This window comes from Streptomyces sp. NPDC041784 (assembly GCF_055591025.1).
The window spans coordinates 191,400-211,963 of record NZ_JBVJAB010000012.1 but is presented as its reverse complement, the minus strand read 5'-3'; the positions used below and the strand labels follow the sequence as shown (position 1 = coordinate 211,963).

Below are 20,564 nucleotides of genomic sequence, written 5' to 3'. Positions count from 1 at the left end.
GGATCACTCATGCGCGCCGTTCCGATCACCATCACCGCCCTCGCCGCGGCTCTCCTCCTCACCGCCTGCTCCAGTGCCGACAGCGGCTCGGAGGGCTCGGGCGACGGCGGGAGCAAGGCCGCCGGGACGGCCGGGGCCGCCTGCGCCGCCGCCGATCTGTCCCAGGAGGTGGCCGCCAACGCCGCCCCCGCCGCCGGGGACAGCGGCAACGTCACCGTCACCCTGACCAACAAGGGCGCCGAGTGCACCCTGGACGGCTTCCCGGGCGTCGACCTCGTCGCGGGCGGCGCCTCTGCGACCGTCGCGAACGATCCGGCCGCCGAGGCGCAGAAGGTGACGCTCCCGGAGCAGGGCACCACCTCGTTCACGATCACCTACCTGCGCGGCGAGGGCGGCGACAAGAGCGTCGCCGTCAAGACGGTGAAGTACAGCCTGCCGGGCGCCACGGAGACGCAGAGCTTCGACTGGTCGTACGGCGATGTGGCGCTGAAGGGCGAGGGTGACGCGGCGGATGCGACGGTGAGCGCGTTCCAGCAGGCGGGCGACTGACGACGCCCGTATCCACGGACGTCCGGACCTCAGGGGAGTCCGGACGTCAGAGGAGTCCGGGTCTCAGGGAAGGCGGGTGCGGGGGCGGACCTGTGCGCGGTCGGCGGCCTCGGCGCCCTGGGTCCAGCCCGCCTCGTCGGTGACCCCGCGCAGGCGGGTGGTGACCGTGGCCGGGAACATGCGGTCCGTGGCGGCGGTGACGGCGACCTCGCGGGTGGCCAGGACCGGGAGCAGGTCGTCGCTGACCTGGGTCTCGGCGGCGGCGGTGAGGCGGGTGCCGATGCGGTGGGCGTAGGCCGCGAGGAAGGACTGCCGGAAGGTCTTGGTCCGCTTGCGTCCGCCGGCCCGCTGGGCGGCCTCCGCCCTGGTCATCGCGGAGTGCGCCTGCACCAGGAGTGAGGTGTAGAGGAGTTCCACGGCTTCCAGGTCGGCCTCGAAGCCGACGACCGTGGAGAAGCAGAACGGTTCGTTCCACACCGCCTTGCAGTGGTTGGCGTCGGCGACCGCGTCCAGGAGCACCGCCTTGGCCTGCTCGTACGGCGGTTCCACGCCGATCCGGCAGGCGCCGGGCGCGTCCGGGTCCGGGGCCTGGGCGTCGAGCAGCGCCTCGTCGACGCTGTGCCGGGCCATCAGCTCCTGCGCCTTCGCGGTGAGCGCCTCCGCCTCCTCCGGATAGCCGGTCGCCTCCGCCTTGGCGAGCAGGGCGCGGATACGGGTGAGCATCTTGGAGTCGGAACGCCGGCCCGGCCGCCGTTCCCGGCGCTCGTCGAGGGGTTCGAGCGCGGGCAGGCTCAGCAGCAGGCGGTACAGCTCCAGGACGGCGGTGGCGTACGTGAAGCGGTCCGCGCGGGGCGGGTCACCGGCGGGCAGGTCGGCGAGCTGGGCCGCCCAGCGGGGGCCGCGGGCCTTGTCGTCCGGCGCCTGCGCGCGGATCAGCGCGGCGGCCAGCCGTACGTGGACGTCGTCCAGGTCCCGCCGCACGATGCGTACGACGTCGGCGGGCTGCCAGCCGCGCCGCCACACCGCCGCCACGAACTCCGTCCCGCGGCGCGCGAGTTCGGCGTCCGCCGCGGGGTCGGCGGCGAGCACGGAGGCGCCCGCGTCGAGGGCGGCGTCGGCGGCGTCGTAGAGGGCGGCCCGGAAGGCGCGGTCGACGGTGCTGGGGGTGCTGCTCACCGGTCGATGGTGCCACGCGCGCGTGGCCGCACGGAGAACAGGACCAGCGGCGAACAGGACCAGCGGCGAACAGGACCCAGTGACAACCCGAGGTTGACAGTGAGGGGATGTCAACCTACGGTTGACACATGACTGAGCGACCGGAACCCACCGCATCCATTCGTCTCGACGACCTCATCGCGGCCATCAAGAAGGTCCACGAGGAGCCGCTCGACCAGCTTCAGGACGCCGTCATCGCGGCGGAGCACCTCGGGGAGGTGTCCGACCACCTGATCGGGCACTTCGTCGACCAGGCCCGGCGGTCCGGGGCGTCCTGGACCGACATCGGGCGCAGCATGGGCGTCACGCGCCAGGCCGCGCAGAAGCGGTTCGTGCCGAAGGAGTCCGTCGACCCGGACGGCCAGGGCTTCAGCCGCTACACCCCGCGCGCGCGGAACGCGGTCATGGTCGCCCACAGCGAGTCCAAGGCCGCCGGCAACGCCGAGGGGCTGCCGGCCCATCTGGTGCTAGGGCTCCTCGCCGAGCCGGAGGGCCTCGCGGCAAAGGCCATGGTCGAGCAGGGCGTCACCCTGGACGCGGTCCGCGAGGCCGCGACCGCCGCGCTGCCGCCCGCGGTCGACGAGGTGCCCGAGCTGGTCCCGTACGGCTCGGACGCCAAGAAGGTCCTGGAGCTGACCTTCCGCGAGGCACTGCGCCTCGGCCACAACTACGTCGGCACCGAGCACCTCCTGCTGGCGCTGCTCGAGTTCGAGAACGGCGAGGGCGTCCTCAGCGGCCTCGGCATCGACAAACCCGGCACCGAGCGGTACGTCGCGAAGGCGCTGGCGGACATCGTGGATGGGCGGCAGGACAAGGACTGAGGGCGGCGAGGGGGGGCGTTGTCAGACCCCCCTGGCAGACTCGCAGTGTGGTCGATCGGTGGGTGCTCGCTCCGGTCGAGGACGGTGGCGTGGAGCTGGCCGTCCTCGGTCCGGACGGGCTGCCCGCAGGTCCGGTGCTGCGGGAGGCGGAGCTGACCCGGGCCGTGCGCGAGCGGCCCGACGTCACCCGCTGGGTCTGGCGTTCCACGGCCGAGGTGTATCCGCGTCTGCTCGCCACGGGGGTGCGAGTCGAGCGGTGCTACGACGTCGAGGACGCCGAGACCCTCCTCCTGGGTCACGAGGGGCGGTACGGGGAACCCCGCTCCGCGGCCGCGGCCCTGGCCCGGCTGCGCGGCGGCCCCGTGCCGCCCGACCCGCCGCAGGCCTCCGCCACGCCCGGCACCCAGTCCTCCCTGTTCGAGCCGCAGTCCGTGCGGTCCGCCCCGATGCCGCTGGCCGACCTGGTCGAGGTGTACGCCGAGCAGCAGCGGCGCCACGACCGGGCGGAGCACCCGGACCGGATGCGGCTGCTGACGGCGGCCGAGTCGGCGGGGATGCTGGTGGCCGCCGAGATGAACCGCGCCGGGCTCCCCTGGAGCGCGGACGTCCACCGCGCGGTGCTGCACGACCTGCTCGGCGAGCGGTACGCGGGCGGCGGCGAGCCCCGGCGCCTCGCCGAGCTGGCCGACGAGGTGTCCGCCGCCTTCGGCCGCCGGGTCCGCCCGGATCTGCCCGCCGATGTGATCAAGGCCTTCGCCCAGGCCGGGATCCGGATCAGGTCGACCCGGCGCTGGGAGATCGAGTCCGTCGACCATCCGGCGGTGAAGCCGCTGATCGAGTACAAGAAGCTGTACCGCATCTGGGTCGCCCACGGCTGGTCCTGGCTCCAGGACTGGGTGCGCGAGGGCCGGTTCCGGCCCGAGTTCCTGGCGCACGGCACGGTCACCGGCCGCTGGGTGACCAACGGCGGGGGCGCCCTCCAGATCCCCAAGGTGATCCGGCGGGCCGTGGTCGCCGACCCCGGCTGGCGGCTGGTCGTGGCCGACGCCGACCAGATGGAGCCACGCGTCCTCGCGGCGATCTCCCGCGACCCCGGCCTGATGGAGGTGGCGGGCCGCGAGAGCGACCTCTACCAGTCCGTCTCCGACCGCGCCTTCTCCGGCGACCGCGACCAGGCCAAGATCGCGGTCCTCGGCGCGGTCTACGGCCAGACCTCCGGCGACGGCCTGAAGAACCTCGCCGCGCTGCGCCGCCGCTTCCCGCGCGCGGTGGCCTACGTCGACGACGCGGCCCGGGCCGGCGAGGAGGGGCGGCTGGTGCGGACCTGGCTCGGGCGGACCTGCCCGCCGGCCGTCCGCGACGGCGACGACGGCACCGAGGAGGCGGGCATCCCGGACGATGCCGACGAGACCGGGGCCGGAACCGAGACCGGGGCCGACGGGCCGGAGCGGTGGGGGCGCGGCTATGCCTCTTCCCACGCACGCGCGCGGGGCCGCTTCGCCCGTAACTTCGTCGTCCAGGGCAGCGCCGCCGACTGGACGCTGCTGCTGCTCGCCGCGCTGCGCCGCAGCTGCGCCGGCATGGCGGCCGAGCTGGTCTTCTTCCAGCACGACGAGGTCATCGTGCACTGTCCGCAGGAGGAGGCCGAGGCGGTCGTCGCCGCCATCCGGGAGGCGTCCGACCTGGCCGGGCGGCTGACCTTCGGGGAGACGCCGGTCCGGTTTCCGTTCACCACGGCGGTGGTGGAGTGCTATGCCGACGCGAAGTGACCGGGCCGGCCGACGCGAAGTGACCGGGCCGGCCGACGCGACGTGACCGAGCCGATCGACGCGGCGTGACCGGCCCGTGCGCCGGGCGCGATCAGGCCTCGCCGGGCGATCGGCCCTCGCCGGCGAGCAGTTCCCTCAGCTCCCGCAGGACCGACGTCTCGTCCGTGCCGTCCAGTGCCGTCAGAGCACGGCGCCACTCCTCGTGCGCCCGCTCCTCCCGCCCCTGCGCGCGGAGCAGGAGACCGTACTGGTGGCGGGCCAGGCCGTCGGTGTAGCGGTCGGCGCGGGTGCCGGCCCGGCGCAGGAGTTCGGCGCACTCCCCCAGCGCGCGTTCGGTACGGCCCAGCAGGCGCAGGGCGCGTACGGCACCCAGCCGGGTCTGGGACTCGCCGTGCCAGTCGCCGTGGCCGCCCAGGATGCGCAGGCTCTCCTCGAAGTGCGGCAGGGCGGCGGCCGGTTCGCCCAGGGTGAGATGGGCGTAACCGATGTTGCAGTGCGCCGTGTGCCGCAGGATGACGGCGCCGATCTCCTCCCCGATGGCCAGCGAGCGCCGGTGCTGCTCGATGGCGGCGCGCGGGTCGGTGTGCTCGTAGAGGTTGCCGAGGTGGCTGCGGGTGACGGCCTCGCCGTAGGGGTCGTTCAGCCGGCGGGAGCACTCCAGGCTCTGCCGCAGGGCCTCGCCGGACTCCTCGTGCCGGCCGAGGCTCTCCAGCAGCAGCCCCCGGTTGTTGAGGCAGCGGCGGATCCAGGAGGGCCGGCCGAGCCGTCGCCAGATGGCCAGGGCGCGGCCGTTGAGGGCGAGCGCGTCCTTCTGGCGGCCGGTCAGGAAGTGCAGGCCGGCCAGGTCGACGAGCGCGTACGCCTCGGCCGCGTCGTCCCCGAGCCGGCGGGCCGTGCGCAGCGCGGTCCGCCCGAGCACCTCCGTCTCGGCGACCCGGCCGGCGCGCTGGAGATAGGGGAAGAGCAGGCGCAGCAGGGTGGAGACGAGGGGCGCGTCACCGGCGGCGTCCGCGCGGCTCTCCACCAGGGCGACGATGTTCTCCAGTTCCGTGTCACCCCAGGCGAAGGCCTCCTCGGCCCCGGTGAAGGGCGGTACGGCCCGGACGTGCGCCGCGTGCGCGTCGGGCTGGGCGGTGGTCGGGAGGCGGCGGTCGTCCCGGTCGAGGCCGGGCTCGACGATGGCGGTGAGGACGTGTTCGGCCTTGGCGGCGTACCAGTGCAGGGCCGTTTCGGCGGCGGCGCCGGCGTCCCGCGTCCCCACGAGTTCGCGCGCGAAGACCCGCACCAGGCCGTGGGGCACGTAGCGGCCGTACGCCGTCTCCTCCAGGAGGGCCACGTCGACGAGCCGATCCAGGGCGGCCTCGGCGCGCCGCTCGTCGATGCCGGTGAGGCGGGCCAGCAGGGGTGCGCCGTACGCGGGCAGGTCGAGCGCGCCGATGCGGCGCAGGGCGAGGGCCGCGTCCCGGTCGGTCTGGCGCGCGGAGGCGGCGAGCCCGTCGTGGGCGACGGCGAGGGAGCGGCGGACGCTCAGGTCGTCGTACTCCAGGTGGTACAACCGGCTCTCGGTGGCGGCGAGTTGGCGGGCGAGGGCGTCCGGGGTGAGGGCCCGGCGCGCGGCCAGACGGGCGGCGACGATCCGCAGGGCGAGGGGGAGGCGGCCGGTGAGGTCGATGAGGGGGTGGGTGGCGTCGAGGTTGTCGAGGGGGTGGGTGGGGATGGGGTCGGGTGGGGGGCTGGGGGTGCCGGGGGTGCCGGGAGCGTTGGGAGGGTTAGGGGCTGCAGGAGAGTTGGGAGCGTCGGTGTTTTCGGTTCCCTTGCCTGCGGCCGTCGCCGCGGCCGAACCCGTCACCGAACCCGCCCCGCGCCCGGACGCCGCCCGCAGCAGTTCCGCGCTCGCCTCGGCGGACAGGGGCGCGAGCGGGAAGCGGTGGGCGCCGTCGAGGGCGGTGAGCGGGGAGCGGCTGGTGACGATCACCGCGCAGTCCGGGCCGCCAGGCAGCAGCGGGCGGATCTGGGCGGCGGTCGCGGCGTCGTCGAGGACGAGGAGCGTGCGGGTGGGAGCGAGCAGGGTGCGCAGCAACGCGGCTGCCGCGTCCGGGTTTTCGGGGATGTGACGGGGCTCAGTGCCCAGGTCGCGGAGCAGGGCGGCGAGTGCCTGGCCGACGGGAAGGGGGGTCATGCCGGGGGTGGCGCCCTGGAGGTTGAGGTAGAGCTGACCTCTGGTGAAACGTTCCTTCAGGGCATGCCCGAGGTGGAGCGCGAGCGCGGTCTTGCCGACGCCGGCCATGCCGCTGATCACGGCGACGGGGGTGCCGCCGTCCGCGGTGAGGGTGCGCTCAAGCGGGCGGAGGATGTCGTCGCGGCCGGTGAAGTGGGCGGGTGGGGGTGGGAGTTGGGCGGGGTGGAGAGCGGGGTGGACGGCGGGGTCCGCGTGTGGGCAGCGGTCCGCGGTCGAGGCGGCAGGGGCGGCCGGGGCGCCTGAAGTGGCCGGGTCACCTGGGCCATTGCCCATCATGCTGCTCGGGGTGTCCTCCTCGACAGCATCCCCAGGCACCGCCCCCCGCACCGCATCCGGCACCGCCTCCCGCATCGCATCCGGCACCGCCTCCCGAACCGTCTCCCCCACCTCCACCCCCCGCAGCACCTCCACGTGGGCCTCGCGGACCGCCGGGCCCGGTTCGATGCCGAGGTCCTCGACGAGACGGGTGCGCAGATCGCGGTGGACGGCGAGGGCCTCGGCCTGGCGGCCGGTGCGGTACAGGGCGAGCATCAGTTGGCGGTGGTACGCCTCGCGCAGCGGATGCTCGGCGGCCAGCGCCGTCAACTCCGGGACGACCCGGTCCAGCCGACTGCCGCCGAGGGCCAGTTCGGCGTCGTAACGCCACTCCAGCAGAAGCAGCCGGGCCTCGCAAAGGCGCTGGACGAAGGCGTATCCCCCCAGGTCGGCGGGGAGCCCGCTGAGCGGGGTGCCGCGCCAGAGCGCGAGGGCCGCGGCGCACTCGCGCACGACGCGCTCCCAGTTGCGGGCGGCGTACGCCCCGCGTGCCGCGGCGATGTGGCGGTCGAAGGCATGGACGTCCAGCTCGCCCTGCGCGACCCGCAGTTGGTAGCCGGGCGGCACGGCCCGCAGGCGCTCCGGGTCGTCGAGGAGGCGGCGCAGTCTGGTCACGTGGTTGTGCAGCGAGGCGTGCGCGGAGGCCGGCGGCGCTCCGCCCCACAGCGCCTCCTTGAGCGACTCGACGGGGACGACCCGGCCCGCGTCGAGGAGGAGGACGGCGAGGAGGGCGCGGACCTTGGGGCTGCGGATGGTCTCGTACGAGAGGTCGGCACCGGCGTCGAACTCCGGAGCACCTGGCTCGCCCGGCGCATACGGAGCACCTGGAGCACCCGGCGCGTACAGCACCGGTGGTCCCAGGAGTCCGAACCGTAGCTCGCACTGGCGCCGCCGTATCACGCCGCCCCTCGCCTTCCCGCGCCCCCGTGCCGGGGTGCGCCGCCCGGCGGGCACTCCGTGGCACCGGCGGGATTTCGCCCCCCGGCACAACGGCTTTCCGCCATCCTGTCCTTGACGGTTCGCGCCGGAATCGGCTGCCGCTCCGGTCGCCTCCCGGGTTCGCCCGATGACTTCAGGCCAGGTGACCAGCGAGGACATGGAGAACCGTTGGCCATATGTTAGCGATTCGTTGGTGCGGTCTGATGTGATCACACCATCGGATCTGGCCCGACGGCGCGCGCGTGTACACGCGATACTCGGGGGAGTGTCGCCGCCGCGGCCGGGTCCGGGCGCGTGTTCGGGCCCCGGTCGTCAGAGGTGAACGACCGGGGCCCGCGCGCCGTTCACAGAACGGTCGGTTCCGGACTCGTTCAGAACAAGTCGGTCCCGGACTCGCTCAAGACAAGTCGGCCCCGGACTCAGACGACCGGACCGGGGTCACATGACCAGGCTCAGACGACTGGGGTCAGACGACCCGGGTTCGACGACCCGGGTTCGACGACTGGGCTCAGATGACCGGCGGTCGGCCGAGCCGGGTCAGCCGCCATACCGTCCGCCACCGCATGGGCCGCCGTTCGCCCGCCGGCTTGCGCACGCCCTCCACGAACCCGCCGAACCAGGCCTTGAGCCCGCCGAGCGAGCGGGTGCGCAGCAGGGTGACGGCGATCCACACGCCCAGGTGGACGGGGATGAGCGGCAGCGGGAGGTTGCGCCGGACCAGCCAGACCCGGTTGCGGGCGGTGACGCGGTAGTAGATGGCGTGCCGGGCGGGCGAGGTCTTGGGGTGCTGGAGCAGCAGTTCGGGTGCGTAGAGGATCTTCCAGCCGGCGTCGGTGGCGCGCCAGGCCAGGTCGGTCTCCTCGTGCGCGAAGAAGAACTCGGCGGGCCAGTCGCCGGTCTGCGCGAGCATGGCCATGCTGAGCGCGTGGCCGCCGCCGAGAAACCCGGTGACGTAACCGCCTTCCATCGGGTCGGAGGCGCCGACGCGCGGCACGTGCCGGCGCTGGGTCTCGCCGTGCTCGTCGGCGATACGGAAGCCGACGATGCCGAGGCGGGGATCGGCGGCGTACAGATCGCGGACGCGGCGCAGCACGTCGGGGTCGACGAGCAGACCGTCGTCGTCCAGTTCGACGACGACATCCACGTCCCCGAACTCCCGCAGGCGGGCGAGGGCGACGTTGCGGCCGCCGGGGCAGCCGAGGTTCTCGTCGACGTCGATGGTGGTGACCTCGCCGGGCAGGGAGAGGCGCTCGGCGAACTCGGGAAGCAGGCAGCCGTTGCCGACGACGACTATTCGGGCCGGGGCCAGGTCCTGTTTGGCCACGGACGTCAGCAGGGCGTCGACCTCGGCGGGCCGGTTCCCCATCGTCACCACGGCAACGGCGATCCTCGGCTCCACCACGTCCCTCACACCCCTCACTCCATCCGGCCCGACGACGCCCGTCGTTCACCAAGATGTTGCCTCAAGTGGGGAGGTTGCTCTGACGCCGGTTCACTTTGTGTCCCGTTTACGGCGATTTTCCCTGCGTCGGACGAACTTCAGCCCCGACCAGTCCTCGCCCAGCGCGGCGACCTTCACGTCGACGACGCCGAGGGGGAGGAAGAGGTCACGCAGGTCGTTCTCGGCGAGGTCGCTGACGTGTCCGGCGGCCTTGCGCGGCCAGGCGATCCACAGCATGGCGTCGTCGGCGAGGTCGCGGACGAGGGCGGGGGTTTCGGCCGCGAGCCCGGCGTGGGTGCGGTAGAAGGCGACGGTGACGTCCGCGTCACGGGGGCCACCGGGTGCGACGTCGACGCCGTCGGGGAGATCGGGTACGGCCCACCCGGGCGGGGCGTGGCGCAGGCGCAGCCGGCGTCCGGGCCTGACGCCGAGTTTCCTGGCGAGGGGGGTGCCGGAGTAGCCGTCGGTCGCGGCCGAGGGGCTCACCGTTCCACCGTAGCCTCGCCTCGGACCCGCCTCACCCGGAGGAGAAGACCATGCCTTTGCGCTGTGCCGTACTCGACGACTTCCAGAACGTGGCGACGGAGTTCGCCGACTGGTCCCTGCCGGGCGAGAAAGTGGAGGTCGTCTCCTTCACCGAGCACTTCGGGACGGAGGACGAGCTGGCGGCGGCGCTGGCCGGCTTCGACTGCGTGGTGACCCTGCGGGAACGGGTCCCCTTCCCCGCGTCGCTGCTCGACCGGCTTCCCCGGCTGCGGCTGCTGATCGCCTCCGGCATGCGGAACTCGGTGATCGACTACGCGGCGGCGCGGGCGAACGGCGTGACGGTGTGCGGTACGGAGAGTTCGTCGACGCCGCCGATGGAGCTGACCTGGGCATTGCTGCTGGGGCTGGCGCGGGGGCTGGTCGAGGAGAACACGGCGCTCCGGTCGGGCGGGCCCTGGCAGTCGACGGTCGGCGCGGACCTGCACGGACGGCGGCTGGGACTCCTGGGCCTGGGGAAGATCGGCGGCCTGGTAGCCCGGGTGGGGCTGGCCTTCGGGATGGAGGTGAGCGCGTGGAGCCAGAACCTGACAGCGGGGCGGGCGGCGGAGGTGGGCGTGCGGCTCGCGTCCTCGAAGGAGGAACTGCTGGCGGAGAGCGACTTCGTGTCCGTGCACCTGGCCCTGAGCGACCGCACCCGGGGGCTGGTCGGCGCCGCCGAGCTGGCTCTGCTGAAGCCGACGGCGTACCTGGTGAACACCTCGCGGGCGGCGATCGTCGACCAGGACGCGTTGCTGGCGGCGCTGCGGGAGGGGCGGATCGCGGGGGCGGGGGTGGACGTGTTCGACGTCGAGCCGCTCCCCGTCGACCACCCGATGCGGACGGCTCCGCGCCTGCTGGCGACTCCGCACCTGGGGTACGTGTCGCGGGCGAACTACGAGCGGTACTACGGGCAGGCGGTGGAGGGGATTCGGGCGTATCTGGAGGGGACACCGGTGCGGGTGCTGGGCTGAGGGAGGGGCTGGGCCTCGGGGTTCCGGCGGGGGTTGATCGAGGCGGGAGGCCCGGAGGCCTGGAGGCCGGAGACCCCGAGGCCCAGAAGCCGGAGGCCCAGAGACCGGAGAGACCGGAGAGACCGGGCTCAGTGGGAGGCGAACATCTCCACCAGTCCCCTCGGCGCGTCCTCCGCGAAGCACATGTCCAGACTGTCCGCCGACTCCCGCGCGGCCGTCTCGGCCCGCGCGAACATCGCTTCCTCGTACGCCGCGAGGGCCTTCTCCGGGTCGTCGCGGTGGTCGGCGAGCGCGCGGGCGAGGTCGGCGCCGTCGATCATCGCGAGGTTGGCGCCCTCCCCGGCGAACGGCGACATCAGGTGCGCGGCGTCACCGAGGAGCGTCACGCCCGGCACCCGCTCCCAGCGATGCCCCACCGGCAGCGCGTGCACCGGCCGGGGCAGCAGCCCGTGGTCGGCGTCGGCGATCAGGGCCCGCAGTGTGTCGTCCCAGTCCTCGAAGTACGCGAGGACATCGGCGGCCGGGACGTCCTTCCCGTACGCGGTGAAGGTCTCCTCCGGAACGCGCACCGCCGTATAGACGTGCACACTGCCGTCCGGCTCCCGGTGCGCCAAGATGCCGCACCCCGCCCCGAGCGCGAACAGCGAACCCCCGCCGGCGACGGCCGCGCTCACCGGATGCCGCGAGTCGGCGTCGTCGAGGTCGCCCTCGACGAAGGAGATCCCGGTGTACGAGGGCCGTGCCGACGACACCAGGGGGCGCACCTTCGACCAGGCGCCGTCCGCGCCGACCAGTACATCGGCGATGAAGACCCGGCCGTCGGCGAGGGTCACCTCGTGCCGACCGCCCGGCAGGGCACGTACGTCTGTGGCCTTCGCTCCCCACCGCACCGTGCCCTCGGGCAGCGCGTCGAGCAGCAGGTCGCGCAGCCGGCCGCGCTCCACCTCGGGGCGGCCGCCGTCGGCGTCGTCGGCCTCCTCCCAGAGCACGGTGGCGTGCCGGTCGAGGACCCGGGTGGCCTGTCCGCCGGGCAGTACGAGTCGCTCGAACCCTTCGGAGAGGCCGGCCGCCCGCAGCGCCGCCTGGCCCGACTCCTCGTGGAGGTCGAGCATGCCTCCCTGGCTGCGGGCGTCCCGCGAGGGTTCCAGGTCGTAGACCGCGGCGTCGATTCCGTGGACGTGCAGGACGCGGGCGAGAGTGAGCCCGCCGAGGCCGCCGCCGACGACGGCGATCTCGTGGTGAGGGGTGTTCCGACCGGTGTTCCGACCGGCATTCCCGTCAGTGTGCTGGTCGGTGTTCTGGACGTTCATGGCAGACCTCGATTCGCGTGGGGGCGGTCAGCGCGGGTCGCGCGGTGTGCTCGCGACCCCGTTGACCACCGATCGGAAGATCCATGCGAGCCGCTGTTGCGGCGTGCCGCCCAGCAGCTCGCCTGCCGTCGCGGCGATGCGCGGATACCGCTCCGGGTCCGCGCCGCGCAGGGCCTGGGCGGCCGCAGCCTCCTCGGCAGCCGCGCCCCCGTCGGCGTCCCGGACGGCGTGCTCGGCCGCGGTCGCGGTCGCCACCTGGAGCAGCACGTCGACCCCCCAGGCGGCCTGTTCGTCCGGCACCCCGCCCTCGTGGAGGAGGCGCAGCAGCGTCTCGACCAGCGCGAGGTAGTGCGCCCCGTACGGCCGGGCGACGAGCGCGGCCTGCGCGAGGCTCGGGTGCGCGAAGAGCACCTCGGTGTACGAGCCGAGGACGGCGGCGATCCGGTCCCGCCAGTCGCCGTCCGCCGGGGGCGGGGCCACCTCGCCGAGAAGGGCGTCGAGCACGGCCGCGTGCAGCTCGGCCGTGTTCCGCACGTACACGTAGAGCGAGGCGGGCCCGGTGTCCAGCTCCTGCGCGAGCCGCCGCATGGTGACCCGGCCGAGCCCTTCGGCCCGCATCAGCCGTACGGCCGTGGCGACGATGCCGTCGTACGTGAGGGCGGCCTTCGCGGGCCGCTCGCGGCGGCTTCGCGGGGCGGATTCGGATTCTGGAGGAAGTGGGCTCATGCCTCCACCGTAACGAACATGTTCGTTACGAACAAGTTCGTTCGCCTCGCGCCGCCGACAGGTCACCCCACACGAGCTTCCCGCGACGCCCCAGCCGGGACATCGGCTGCCAGCCCCACGTGTCGGCACAGGCCCGGACGAGAGCGAAGCCCCGCCCGCTCTCGGCGTCGACGAGTCCGTCGAACTTGCCGGGTGGCTCAGGGGGCTGGGGGTCGGCGTCCCAGGCACCGATCTGGAGGACGCCGTCGCGGTACCGGATCCGGAGGGCGGCGGGGCCCTTGGTGTGCGTTACGGCATTGGAGACCAGCTCGGAGGTCAGCAGCTCGGCGGTGTCGGTGAGGTGGGTGAGGTGATGGAGGGAGAGGATCAGGCGCAGGGTGCGACGGCAGAGGGTGACGGCGCGGGGGTCGGTGGGGATGTACAGGGTGTACTCCCAGGAGTCGGGGGCGCGGCCGGTTTCGGGCATGGGACAGCTCCGGGTGGGGTGAGGTGGGTCTTGGGCGCGCGGTGGCAGTGCCGCAGCCGTCACGGCAGGACGGGGCGGTGCACTTCCGCAGCGTGTACGTCGCGTCACTGACGGTACGGGTAAAATTTGGGACGCCGCAAGCCGCTGCCGTAATCTTCCCCTCGAACGAGTCGCTGCCCCCAGGGCAGTTGGGGCTAGGAGGAACCCATGCCGCGTAGACGGCAGCCCACCGCACGCCAGGAACGCCTAGGTGCCGAACTGCGCAAACTGCGTGAGGCCGCAGGCCTCAAGGCGCGCGAAGCGGCCGCCCTCATCGGGTCGGACTCGGCCCAGATGAGCCAGATGGAATCCGGAGTCGCAGGCGTGAGCGAGGAACGCTTGCGCAGCTTGGCATCCCACTACGCCTGTCTGGACGAGGCGTTCATCGATGCCCTGGTCGCGATGGCCTCCGACAGGACCCAGGGCTGGTGGGAGAAGTACCGGGGGCTGCTGCCCATGCCCTTCCTGGACCTCGCCGAGCTGGAGCACCACGCCACCTACCGGCATGACGTGGAGTTTCTGTACATCCCCGGCCTGCTTCAGACGGAGGACTACGCCCGCGCCATTTTCTCCTACCGGGTCCCGGAACTGCCTTACGGAGACCTTGAGTTGCGCGTGCGCCACCGGATGGACCGGAAGGTCGTCTTCGAGGACCCCAACCCGGTCCCGTATGAAGCGGTGATCCACGAGTCGGCGCTCCGCATCAGAGTCGGCGACCGGACCGCTTCACGCGTTCAGCTCGCTCACGTCCTGGAACTCTCCGAGGCGGACCAGGTCACCGTACGCGTCATTCCCTTCGACCTGGACGGCTTCGCCGGTGCCGCAAGCGCAATGGCGTACGCGGGAGGGACGTTGCCCAAGCTGGATACGGCATTGCGTGACACGCCCCACGGCACGGCCTACATCGACGCAGAGGCTCAACTAGGCGCGCTTCGAACGCTCTTTCGTAAGGTGGAAGCAGTGTCACTGAACCCCGAACGTTCGCGTGACTTCATCCATAGGCTGGCGAAGGAACTGTGATGCACGCTATGACGGCCCCCGGCGACTGGCAGAAGTCGTCCTTCTCAGGCTTCGGCGACGGCAACAACTGCCTCGAACTCACCTCCACCCCCACCACCCGCCACCTCCGCGAGAGCGACACCCCGACCACGGTCCTCACGACCGCCCCCGCGGCCCTGGCCCACCTCCTGGCAGGCATACACGCCGCCGCACTGACCGATCAGACCCCATAACCAGGGGCGGCGACGAGAGCGGACTCGAACCAGCGGCGGCCGGGTGCGTCCTCCAGAAGCCGATGAACAGCTCCGGAGCCGTGACGTTCAGTCCGTCGTCCTCGATGTCCAACCGGTGACTCTCGGCGAGCCGCGCAACGACGACGTCCGCGGGTTCCGCGAAGACGGAGATGCCCTGGAACACGACCTCGACGTCCCGCTCGGGGCGGAACACCTCCACGCCGCGGACCACACCCCGAAAGTCGACCGGATGGCCCGTTTGACCAGGGGCAGCGCGGCTCGCAGCCGCTTGTTGTAGGCGGGCCGCTGGGGCAGGTAGGGGAACATCCGGTGCAGGTGGACGTGGGCGAAGCGCAGCCAGCCGGCCTCGCAGTGGAAGCCCAGCACGGCCTGGGCCACCGCCAGGGTCACCAGCTCGGCATCAGTCAGCCACGGCGGACGCCCGCGCCACCGCGAGGTCTTCAAACGGTCATCGACATGCACGTACAGTGCCGTCAAGAGGGTGTCTAAATCGGTCGTCACAACCCGATGTTGGACACCCTCCCTCCGTCTGAGAACCCCGCAATCGGAACTACTCGTCTAGGGCTCAGCGCCGAGGTCAGATCTCATGGCACGCCGCAGCAACGAATGAGCCTCCTTGTAAGCCTGCCGGAGTTGCGCGTATTCGTCGCTGTCGTTCGTCACGCCGTCTGCGACCGCAACACACAGATCGCGGAACGCGTGGTGGGTGTTCTCCGCCGCAGCCACAACCCGTGTCGGTGCCGTGATCTCAACCTCGTAGCGACGGCTGATGCACAGCACGTAGGCATCCCAGACTGCCGCTGCGCGCTCCGTCGACTGCATTTCCCTCGCTCGTGCCAGAGCACCCAATGTGTGTCGCGTCTTGGACAAGACCGCCAGATACGAGCCGTAGAGAACCCGCTTGTTCTCGGTGTTCTGGTCAACCCTCTGCCGTTTCGATCGCCAGAACTCAAGCGCTCCCGCTGAAAGCGTGGCGATACCGCCTCCCGCAAGGGTGCTGACCAGCGCAGTCCATTCCACTCGCACCGCCCCTCACGACACCAGCGTTCGTCCAAGCGAGCCAACGACGCAGGGCGGCCCTCGTTCTCGCCAAAGCCCGGGGCCGCCCTTGCCCAACCAGCCAGCAACCGACCTGTTGGAGGTCATCCAGCATGCAGCAACCCACCCCCATCGGGCGAGCCCTCGCCCTGCTCTCCCGGATCGAACCCCTTCGGGTGCTCGACGCCTACTCGTGCATCGGCGGCGGCACCGAGGGCTACCGGCGCGCGTTCGAGAACTGCCACATCACCGGTGTCGACATCCAGGCACAGCCGGACTACCGGGGCGACGCCTTCCACCAGGGCGACGCGATCGAGTTCATCCGCGCCCACGGGCACGAGTTCGTCTTCAGCCACGCGTCCCCACCGTGCCAGGGCGAGGGCGCCCCGACCAAGGGCACGAACGCCGCCCGCAACGCGGCGATCGGCCGCACCTACCCCGCCTCATCGCCCCGACCCGCGAAGCGCTGGAGGCCACCGGGCGGCCGTACGTCATCGAGAACGTGCCCGGCTCCGAGGTACGCAAGGACGTCCGCCTGTGCGGGGAACAGTTCGGCCCGGCCGTGCTCATGCACCGCTACTTCGAACTCGGCGGATGGACGACCGCGCAGCCGGTCCACCCCCACCGGGGCTACGTGCGCGGGTGGCGCCACGGCGAGTACCGGGACGGCCCGTACGTCGCCGCCTACGGCGCTGGCGGAGGCAAGGCCACCGTCACCGAGATCCGCGAGGCGAAGCGCATCGACTGGTCCACCAACCACCTCAGGCTGCGCGAGGCCCTCCCGCCCGCCTACACCGAATGGATCGGCCGCGCGTTCCTCGCCACCCTCGCCCCCGCGCTGGGGGGTGGCCGCGTGAGCCCCCTGCCCCTGCTCGACACGGCGCTCGCGCTCGCCCAGCACGGGGTACCCGTACTGCCGTTGCGGGCGGGGAAGGTCCCGTTCGGCAACTGCCCCAACTGCACCGCCAGCGCGGGCGGCGGACGGCCGAACATGAAGACCGCCGGCCCCTGCCTGTGCCCAGACGTCTGCCACGCGTGGGCCGCAGCCACCACCGACCCAGGCACCCTCACCTCCCCGGTGTGGGCGTCCGCGTGGCTCCGTGCCGCCGCCCTCGCCTGCCACCCCGGGGGCGCCGCACTGACCGTGGTCGACCTCGACGACGCGGCCGCCATCGACTGGGCCCGCGAAGCCCTCCCAACCACCCGAACCGTTGGCACGACCAGGGGCGAGCACTGGATCTACCGGGGTGCGATGCACTCCGCGAACCATGTGCGCCCCGGAGTCGACGTCAAGTCGACCATGGCCTACGCCCGATGGCTGCGCGACCACAAGGCACTCCAGGAAGAGATGCGAGCCGCCGCCGGGGAGCTGTGGCAGGAACACCGCGTCGTGTTCTCCCGGCCGGACGGGCACCCCCTCGACCCGCGCGCCGACTACGAGGAGTTCAAGCAGCTGCTCGCCGAGGCCGGGATCGACGACCGCCGCCTGTACGACGGGAGCCGCCACACGGCCGGCACGATCCTGAACGAGCTGGGCGTAGACATGCCCACGATCATGGAGATCCTGCGGCACACACAGATCAGCCAGACGAGGCGGTACGTGAAGGGCAGATCACACCTGTCGAAGGACGCGATGCGGCGCATGGGCGAGTTCTTCGCGCCTACTCCCCCGGCGCCCGCCCCGGGCCCCACTGAAACCAAAACTGAGACCCTCGACAGCCGCACGCCCCGCGCTCAGCGCCGTCGGCGCATCCGGCAAAAGCAAAAGCCCCAGGTCACGGCGAGTGAGTCCTAGGGCTTCCACAGAGCCGCCTTCGGGATTCGAACCCGAGACCTACGCATTACGAGTGCGTTGCTCTGGCCATCTGAGCTAAGGCGGCGCGCTGTCCGCACTATGGTGCGATCAGCAACGTCGGTAAGTCTACACAGTTTCCGGGAGTGCTCTGACCACCCCCGGAGCGAGGGCTACCGGCAGCGCTTGCCGGGGGCCGGGGGCGTGCCGTGGAGGAGGTAGGCGTCGATCGTGGAGTCGATGCAGGCGCTGCCGCGGCCGTACGCGGTGTGGCCGTCTCCGGCGTAGGTGAGGAGGCGGGCCGAGGAGAGCTGGCGGGAGAGGGCCTGGGCCCAGCGGTACGGGGTCGCCGGGTCGCGGGTGGTGCCGACGACGACGATCGGGGCGGCGCCCTTCGCCTGGATGCGGTGCGGCTCGCCCGTGGCGCGCACCGGCCAGTACGTGCAGTTAAGGGAGGCCCAGGCGAGGCCCTCGCCGAAGACCGGGGACGCCTTCTCGAAGGACGGCAGCGCCCTCCGTACGTCTTCGGGGCCGGAGAAGGCCGCCGGGAGGTCGAGGCAGTTCACGGCCGCGTTGGCGGACATCATGTTCGCGTAGCGGCCGTCGCCGTCGCGCTCGTAGTAGCTGTCGGAGAAGACGAGCAGAGCCGAGCCGTCGTTCTCCTCGATCGCCGAGGTCAGCGCCCCGCGCAGCTGCTCCCAGGTGCTTTCGTCGTACATCGCGGCGATCACGCCGGTGGTGGCGAGCGCCTCGCCGAGGCGGCGGCCGTCCGGGTCGCCGGTGGGGACGGGGCGCGTGTCGAGGCGGCGGAAGAACGCCTTGAGGTTGCGGCCGACCTCGGCCTCCTTGGCGCCCAGCGGGCAGTCGCTCCGCCGCGCGCAGTCCTTCGCGAACGACCGGAACGCGGTCTCGAAGCCCGCCGTCTGGTCCAGGCTCATCCGGCGGGCTGGCAGCGACGGGTCCATCGCGCCGTCCAGCACCAGCCGCCCCACCCGCTCCGGGAACAGCCCGGCGTATGTCGCCCCGAGCAGCGTCCCGTACGACGCCCCCACGTACGTCAGCCGCCTGTCCCCCAGCGCCGACCGCAGTACGTCCATGTCGCGGGCCGCCTCGACGGTCGAGACGTGCCGCAGCAGCCGGGCGGAGTGGGCGCCGCAGCTCTCCGCGAACTCCTTGTACGCGCCGACGAGTTCCCCGGTCTCCCGCTGGCCGTCGGGGGTGACGTCGGCCTGCGTGTACGTGTCCATCTCGCGCCCGTCGAGGCAGCGCACGGGCTCGCTGCGGGCCACGCCGCGCGGGTCGACCGCGACCATGTCGTACCGGGCGCGGACCTCGGCCGGGTAGCCGATCCCCGCGTACCCCTGGAGGTAGCCGACCGCCGAACCGCCCGGTCCGCCCGGGTTCACCAGCAGGGAGCCGAGCCGCTCGCCCGGTCCCGATGCCTTCTTCCGGGCGACCGCGAGCCGGACGTCCCCCTCGCCCGGGCGGGCGTAGTCGAGCGGCGCCTTCATCGTCGCGCACTCGAAACCAGGGACGCCGCAGGAGTGCCAGCCCAGCTTCTGCCCGTAGTACGGCGCCAGCGCCGACGGCGTCGCCCTCGGCAGCGCGGCCAGCTCCGCCCGCGCCGCCGAACCCGCCGACGTCGCGGCACCCCCGGTGGAGCAGGCCGGGACGAGCAGCGCCGCGAGGGAGAGAAGGGTGACGCCGGTGAAGGACCTACGGGGGGACCTGCGCGGGAACCTGCGGGGAGAGCGCCTGGTGTGCATTCCGCGAGCGTAACTCTGCGCGATGACACGAACGCCTTACGTGCACGAAGTGCCACGGACGAGGTACGCCGTCAACCACGGTCGACGCGCGACACTCACTCCGCCCGCGCGACGGCCGCCACCGGCCCCGCCCGCCGCGGCCCGTCCTCAGCCCCGTCCGCAGCCCCGCGGGCCGGGCCTCCGTCAGCCCGCTCTCAGCGCCATCGTCATCGCCTCCACCGCCAGCAGCGGCGCCACGTTCCGGTCGAGGGCATCTCTGCACGCGCCGATCGCCTCGATGCGGCGCAGGGTGGCTTCCGGTGTGCTGCCGCGGGCGAGACGCTCCAGGGTGTCTTCGGCGTCCCCGTTGGCGATCGCGATGCGGGAGCCGAGCTGGAGGGCGAGGACATCGCGGTAGAAGCCGGTGAGGTCGGTGAGCGCCAGATCGAGGCTGTCGCGCTGGGTGCGCGTGCGCCGTCGCTTCTGCTTGTCCTCCAGGTCCTTCATCACGCCCGCCGTACCGCGCGGCATCCGGCCGCCCTGGGCCGCGCCCAGGGCCGCCTTCAGCTCCTCGGTCTCCTTGCCGTCCATCTCCTCGGCGAGCACCTTGGCGTCCTCCGCCGCCGCGTCGACCAGCTCCTGTGCGGCCTTGAGGCAGCCGCCGACGTCCTCGACGCGCAGCGGCAGCTTCAGCACGGAGGCGCGGCGCTCGCGCGCGGCCGGGTCGGTGGCCAGGCGCCGGGCCCGGTCGACATGCCCCTGGGTGGCGCGGGCGGCGGCCGCGGCGACGGCCGGTTCGATGCCCTCGCGCCGTACGAGCATGTCGGCGACGGCGTCGACGGACGGCGTGCGCAGGTTCAGGTGGCGGCAGCGGGAGCGGATCGTGGGCAGCACGTCCTCCAGGGAGGGCGCGCACAGCAGCCAGACCGTCCGCGGGGCGGGCTCCTCGACCGCCTTCAGGACGGCGTTGGCCGACTTCTCGTTCAGCCGCTCGGCGTCCTCGACGAGGATGACCTGCCAGCGGCCCGTGGCGGGCGAGGTGTACGACTTGCGGACCGTGTCGCGCATGTCCTCGGCAAGGATCTGCGTGCCCACGGCGGCGACGGTGGTGACGTCGGCGTGGGTGCCGATGAGCGCCGTATGACAGCCGTCGCAGAACCCACAGCCCGGGGCGCCGCCGAGCGCCCGGTCCGGGCTCACGCACTGCAACGCGGCGGCGAAGGCCCGCGCCACCTGGGTCCGGCCCGCACCGGGCGGGCCGGTGAACAGCCAGGCGTGGGTCATCCTCGACGCCTCGGGCCGCGGGGCGGCGGTGGCGACCGCGGTGACGAGCGCGTCGGCGTCCCGGGCGGCGGCGGCCAGCTGGTCGCTGACCTTCTCCTGCCCGACGAGGTCGTCCCACACGGTCATG

General features: G+C 72.7%; 18 protein-coding genes, 1 tRNA gene and 1 pseudogene. 7 read left to right on the top strand and 13 right to left on the bottom strand.

Annotation, left to right across the window (positions count from 1 at the left end):
- The first annotated feature begins 9 nt into the window (after window positions 1-9).
- Complete coding sequence (locus tag ACZ6D7_RS26095; RefSeq protein WP_469495314.1) at window positions 10-549, top strand: DUF4232 domain-containing protein; 540 nt, start codon at window positions 10-12, stop codon at window positions 547-549.
- A 63-nt stretch (window positions 550-612) separates the two neighbouring features.
- Here the strand turns inward: ACZ6D7_RS26095 and ACZ6D7_RS26090 are convergent, their stop codons facing one another.
- Complete coding sequence (locus ACZ6D7_RS26090; RefSeq protein WP_469495310.1) at window positions 613-1,725, bottom strand: DUF2786 domain-containing protein; 1,113 nt, start codon at window positions 1,723-1,725, stop codon at window positions 613-615.
- Window positions 1,726-1,853: 128 nt separating this feature from the next.
- On the opposite strand from ACZ6D7_RS26090, the gene ACZ6D7_RS26085 reads away from it, so the two are divergent.
- Together ACZ6D7_RS26085 and ACZ6D7_RS26080 are read left to right on the top strand one after the other, a co-directional pair.
- Window positions 1,854-2,585 (top strand): Clp protease N-terminal domain-containing protein, encoded by a 732-nt coding sequence (locus ACZ6D7_RS26085; protein ID WP_469495307.1) that lies wholly within the window; start codon window positions 1,854-1,856, stop codon window positions 2,583-2,585.
- A gap of 47 nt (window positions 2,586-2,632) precedes the next feature.
- On the top strand, window positions 2,633-4,354 hold the full coding sequence (locus ACZ6D7_RS26080) for a bifunctional 3'-5' exonuclease/DNA polymerase (protein WP_469495305.1): 1,722 nt from the start codon (window positions 2,633-2,635) through the stop codon (window positions 4,352-4,354).
- A gap of 91 nt (window positions 4,355-4,445) precedes the next feature.
- Here ACZ6D7_RS26080 and ACZ6D7_RS26075 read toward each other — a convergent pair whose 3' ends face one another.
- From ACZ6D7_RS26075 to ACZ6D7_RS26065, 3 genes are all read right to left on the bottom strand, one after another.
- Window positions 4,446-7,757, bottom strand: a complete 3,312-nt coding sequence (locus ACZ6D7_RS26075; RefSeq protein WP_469495302.1) for an AfsR/SARP family transcriptional regulator — start codon at window positions 7,755-7,757, stop codon at window positions 4,446-4,448.
- 598 nt (window positions 7,758-8,355) lie between these two features.
- Entirely contained in the window at window positions 8,356-9,249 is an 894-nt protein-coding gene (locus ACZ6D7_RS26070; protein ID WP_469495521.1) for a glycosyltransferase family 2 protein, read from the bottom strand.
- A gap of 90 nt (window positions 9,250-9,339) precedes the next feature.
- Window positions 9,340-9,774, bottom strand: coding sequence for a DUF3052 domain-containing protein (locus ACZ6D7_RS26065; protein ID WP_469495301.1), 435 nt, complete (start codon window positions 9,772-9,774; stop codon window positions 9,340-9,342).
- 50 nt (window positions 9,775-9,824) lie between these two features.
- Between ACZ6D7_RS26065 and ACZ6D7_RS26060 the strand changes: the two genes are divergently transcribed.
- On the top strand, window positions 9,825-10,784 hold the full coding sequence (locus ACZ6D7_RS26060; RefSeq protein WP_469495298.1) for a D-2-hydroxyacid dehydrogenase family protein: 960 nt from the start codon (window positions 9,825-9,827) through the stop codon (window positions 10,782-10,784).
- Window positions 10,785-10,912: 128 nt separating this feature from the next.
- Here the strand turns inward: ACZ6D7_RS26060 and ACZ6D7_RS26055 are convergent, their stop codons facing one another.
- Genes ACZ6D7_RS26055 through ACZ6D7_RS26045 form a run of 3 tightly spaced genes read right to left on the bottom strand, consistent with a single transcriptional unit; the run spans window position 10,913 to window position 13,286 of the window.
- Window positions 10,913-12,094: an FAD-dependent oxidoreductase gene (locus ACZ6D7_RS26055; protein WP_469495295.1), complete on the bottom strand. Its 1,182-nt coding sequence runs from the start codon at window positions 12,092-12,094 to the stop codon at window positions 10,913-10,915.
- Between the two features lie 27 nt (window positions 12,095-12,121).
- Window positions 12,122-12,820, bottom strand: coding sequence for a TetR/AcrR family transcriptional regulator (locus ACZ6D7_RS26050; protein WP_469495292.1), 699 nt, complete (start codon window positions 12,818-12,820; stop codon window positions 12,122-12,124).
- 25 nt (window positions 12,821-12,845) lie between these two features.
- Window positions 12,846-13,286 carry an ATP-binding protein gene (locus tag ACZ6D7_RS26045; RefSeq protein WP_469495289.1) on the bottom strand — a complete coding sequence of 147 codons (441 nt, stop codon included), beginning with the start codon at window positions 13,284-13,286 and terminating at the stop codon, window positions 12,846-12,848.
- A gap of 207 nt (window positions 13,287-13,493) precedes the next feature.
- Between ACZ6D7_RS26045 and ACZ6D7_RS26040 the strand changes: the two genes are divergently transcribed.
- Window positions 13,494-14,345 (top strand): helix-turn-helix domain-containing protein, encoded by an 852-nt coding sequence (locus ACZ6D7_RS26040; RefSeq protein ID WP_469495286.1) that lies wholly within the window; start codon window positions 13,494-13,496, stop codon window positions 14,343-14,345.
- A gap of 8 nt (window positions 14,346-14,353) precedes the next feature.
- On the top strand, window positions 14,354-14,557 hold the full coding sequence (locus tag ACZ6D7_RS26035) for a DUF397 domain-containing protein (protein WP_469495518.1): 204 nt from the start codon (window positions 14,354-14,356) through the stop codon (window positions 14,555-14,557).
- A gap of 246 nt (window positions 14,558-14,803) precedes the next feature.
- Here the strand turns inward: ACZ6D7_RS26035 and ACZ6D7_RS26030 are convergent.
- The 3 genes and pseudogenes from ACZ6D7_RS26030 to ACZ6D7_RS26020 all read right to left on the bottom strand — a co-directional run.
- Window positions 14,804-15,079, bottom strand: a pseudogene (locus ACZ6D7_RS26030) (IS982 family transposase); the annotation flags it as partial.
- Window positions 15,080-15,136: 57 nt separating this feature from the next.
- Entirely contained in the window at window positions 15,137-15,598 is a 462-nt protein-coding gene (locus ACZ6D7_RS26025) for a hypothetical protein (protein ID WP_469495283.1), read from the bottom strand.
- Between the two features lie 122 nt (window positions 15,599-15,720).
- A complete protein-coding gene (locus tag ACZ6D7_RS26020) occupies window positions 15,721-15,972 on the bottom strand; it encodes a hypothetical protein (RefSeq protein ID WP_469495280.1) in 252 nt (83 codons plus the stop codon).
- 146 nt (window positions 15,973-16,118) lie between these two features.
- Here ACZ6D7_RS26020 and ACZ6D7_RS26015 point away from each other — a divergent pair, with 146 nt between their 5' ends.
- Window positions 16,119-17,411 (top strand): tyrosine-type recombinase/integrase, encoded by a 1,293-nt coding sequence (locus ACZ6D7_RS26015; RefSeq protein WP_469495277.1) that lies wholly within the window; start codon window positions 16,119-16,121, stop codon window positions 17,409-17,411.
- Window positions 17,412-17,422: 11 nt separating this feature from the next.
- On the opposite strand, the gene ACZ6D7_RS26010 is transcribed toward ACZ6D7_RS26015, so the two are convergent.
- The 3 genes from ACZ6D7_RS26010 to ACZ6D7_RS26000 all read right to left on the bottom strand — a co-directional run bounded on the left by ACZ6D7_RS26010 (window position 17,423) and on the right by ACZ6D7_RS26000 (window position 20,563).
- A tRNA-Thr gene (locus ACZ6D7_RS26010) sits at window positions 17,423-17,496 on the bottom strand.
- An 85-nt stretch (window positions 17,497-17,581) separates the two neighbouring features.
- The gene (locus tag ACZ6D7_RS26005) at window positions 17,582-19,174 is read right to left on the bottom strand and encodes an alpha/beta hydrolase (protein ID WP_469495275.1); all 1,593 of its coding nucleotides are present in this window, start codon (window positions 19,172-19,174) and stop codon (window positions 17,582-17,584) included.
- A gap of 183 nt (window positions 19,175-19,357) precedes the next feature.
- Window positions 19,358-20,563, bottom strand: a complete 1,206-nt coding sequence (locus ACZ6D7_RS26000) for a DNA polymerase III subunit delta' (RefSeq protein WP_469495271.1) — start codon at window positions 20,561-20,563, stop codon at window positions 19,358-19,360.
- Between the last annotated feature and the right edge of the window lies 1 nt (window position 20,564).

Coding starts and splice junctions, on each gene's coding strand:
- ACZ6D7_RS26055 (WP_469495295.1), bottom strand. CDS start 12,094: ATGAACGTCCAGAACACCGACCAGCACACTGACGGGAATGCCGGTCGG.
- ACZ6D7_RS26085 (WP_469495307.1), top strand. CDS start 1,854: ATGACTGAGCGACCGGAACCCACCGCATCCATTCGTCTCGACGACCTC.
- ACZ6D7_RS26000 (WP_469495271.1), bottom strand. CDS start 20,563: ATGACCGTGTGGGACGACCTCGTCGGGCAGGAGAAGGTCAGCGACCAG.
- ACZ6D7_RS26060 (WP_469495298.1), top strand. CDS start 9,825: ATGCCTTTGCGCTGTGCCGTACTCGACGACTTCCAGAACGTGGCGACG.
- ACZ6D7_RS26035 (WP_469495518.1), top strand. CDS start 14,354: ATGACGGCCCCCGGCGACTGGCAGAAGTCGTCCTTCTCAGGCTTCGGC.
- ACZ6D7_RS26005 (WP_469495275.1), bottom strand. CDS start 19,174: ATGCACACCAGGCGCTCTCCCCGCAGGTTCCCGCGCAGGTCCCCCCGT.
- ACZ6D7_RS26040 (WP_469495286.1), top strand. CDS start 13,494: ATGCCGCGTAGACGGCAGCCCACCGCACGCCAGGAACGCCTAGGTGCC.
- ACZ6D7_RS26095 (WP_469495314.1), top strand. CDS start 10: ATGCGCGCCGTTCCGATCACCATCACCGCCCTCGCCGCGGCTCTCCTC.
- ACZ6D7_RS26045 (WP_469495289.1), bottom strand. CDS start 13,286: ATGCCCGAAACCGGCCGCGCCCCCGACTCCTGGGAGTACACCCTGTAC.
- ACZ6D7_RS26050 (WP_469495292.1), bottom strand. CDS start 12,820: ATGAGCCCACTTCCTCCAGAATCCGAATCCGCCCCGCGAAGCCGCCGC.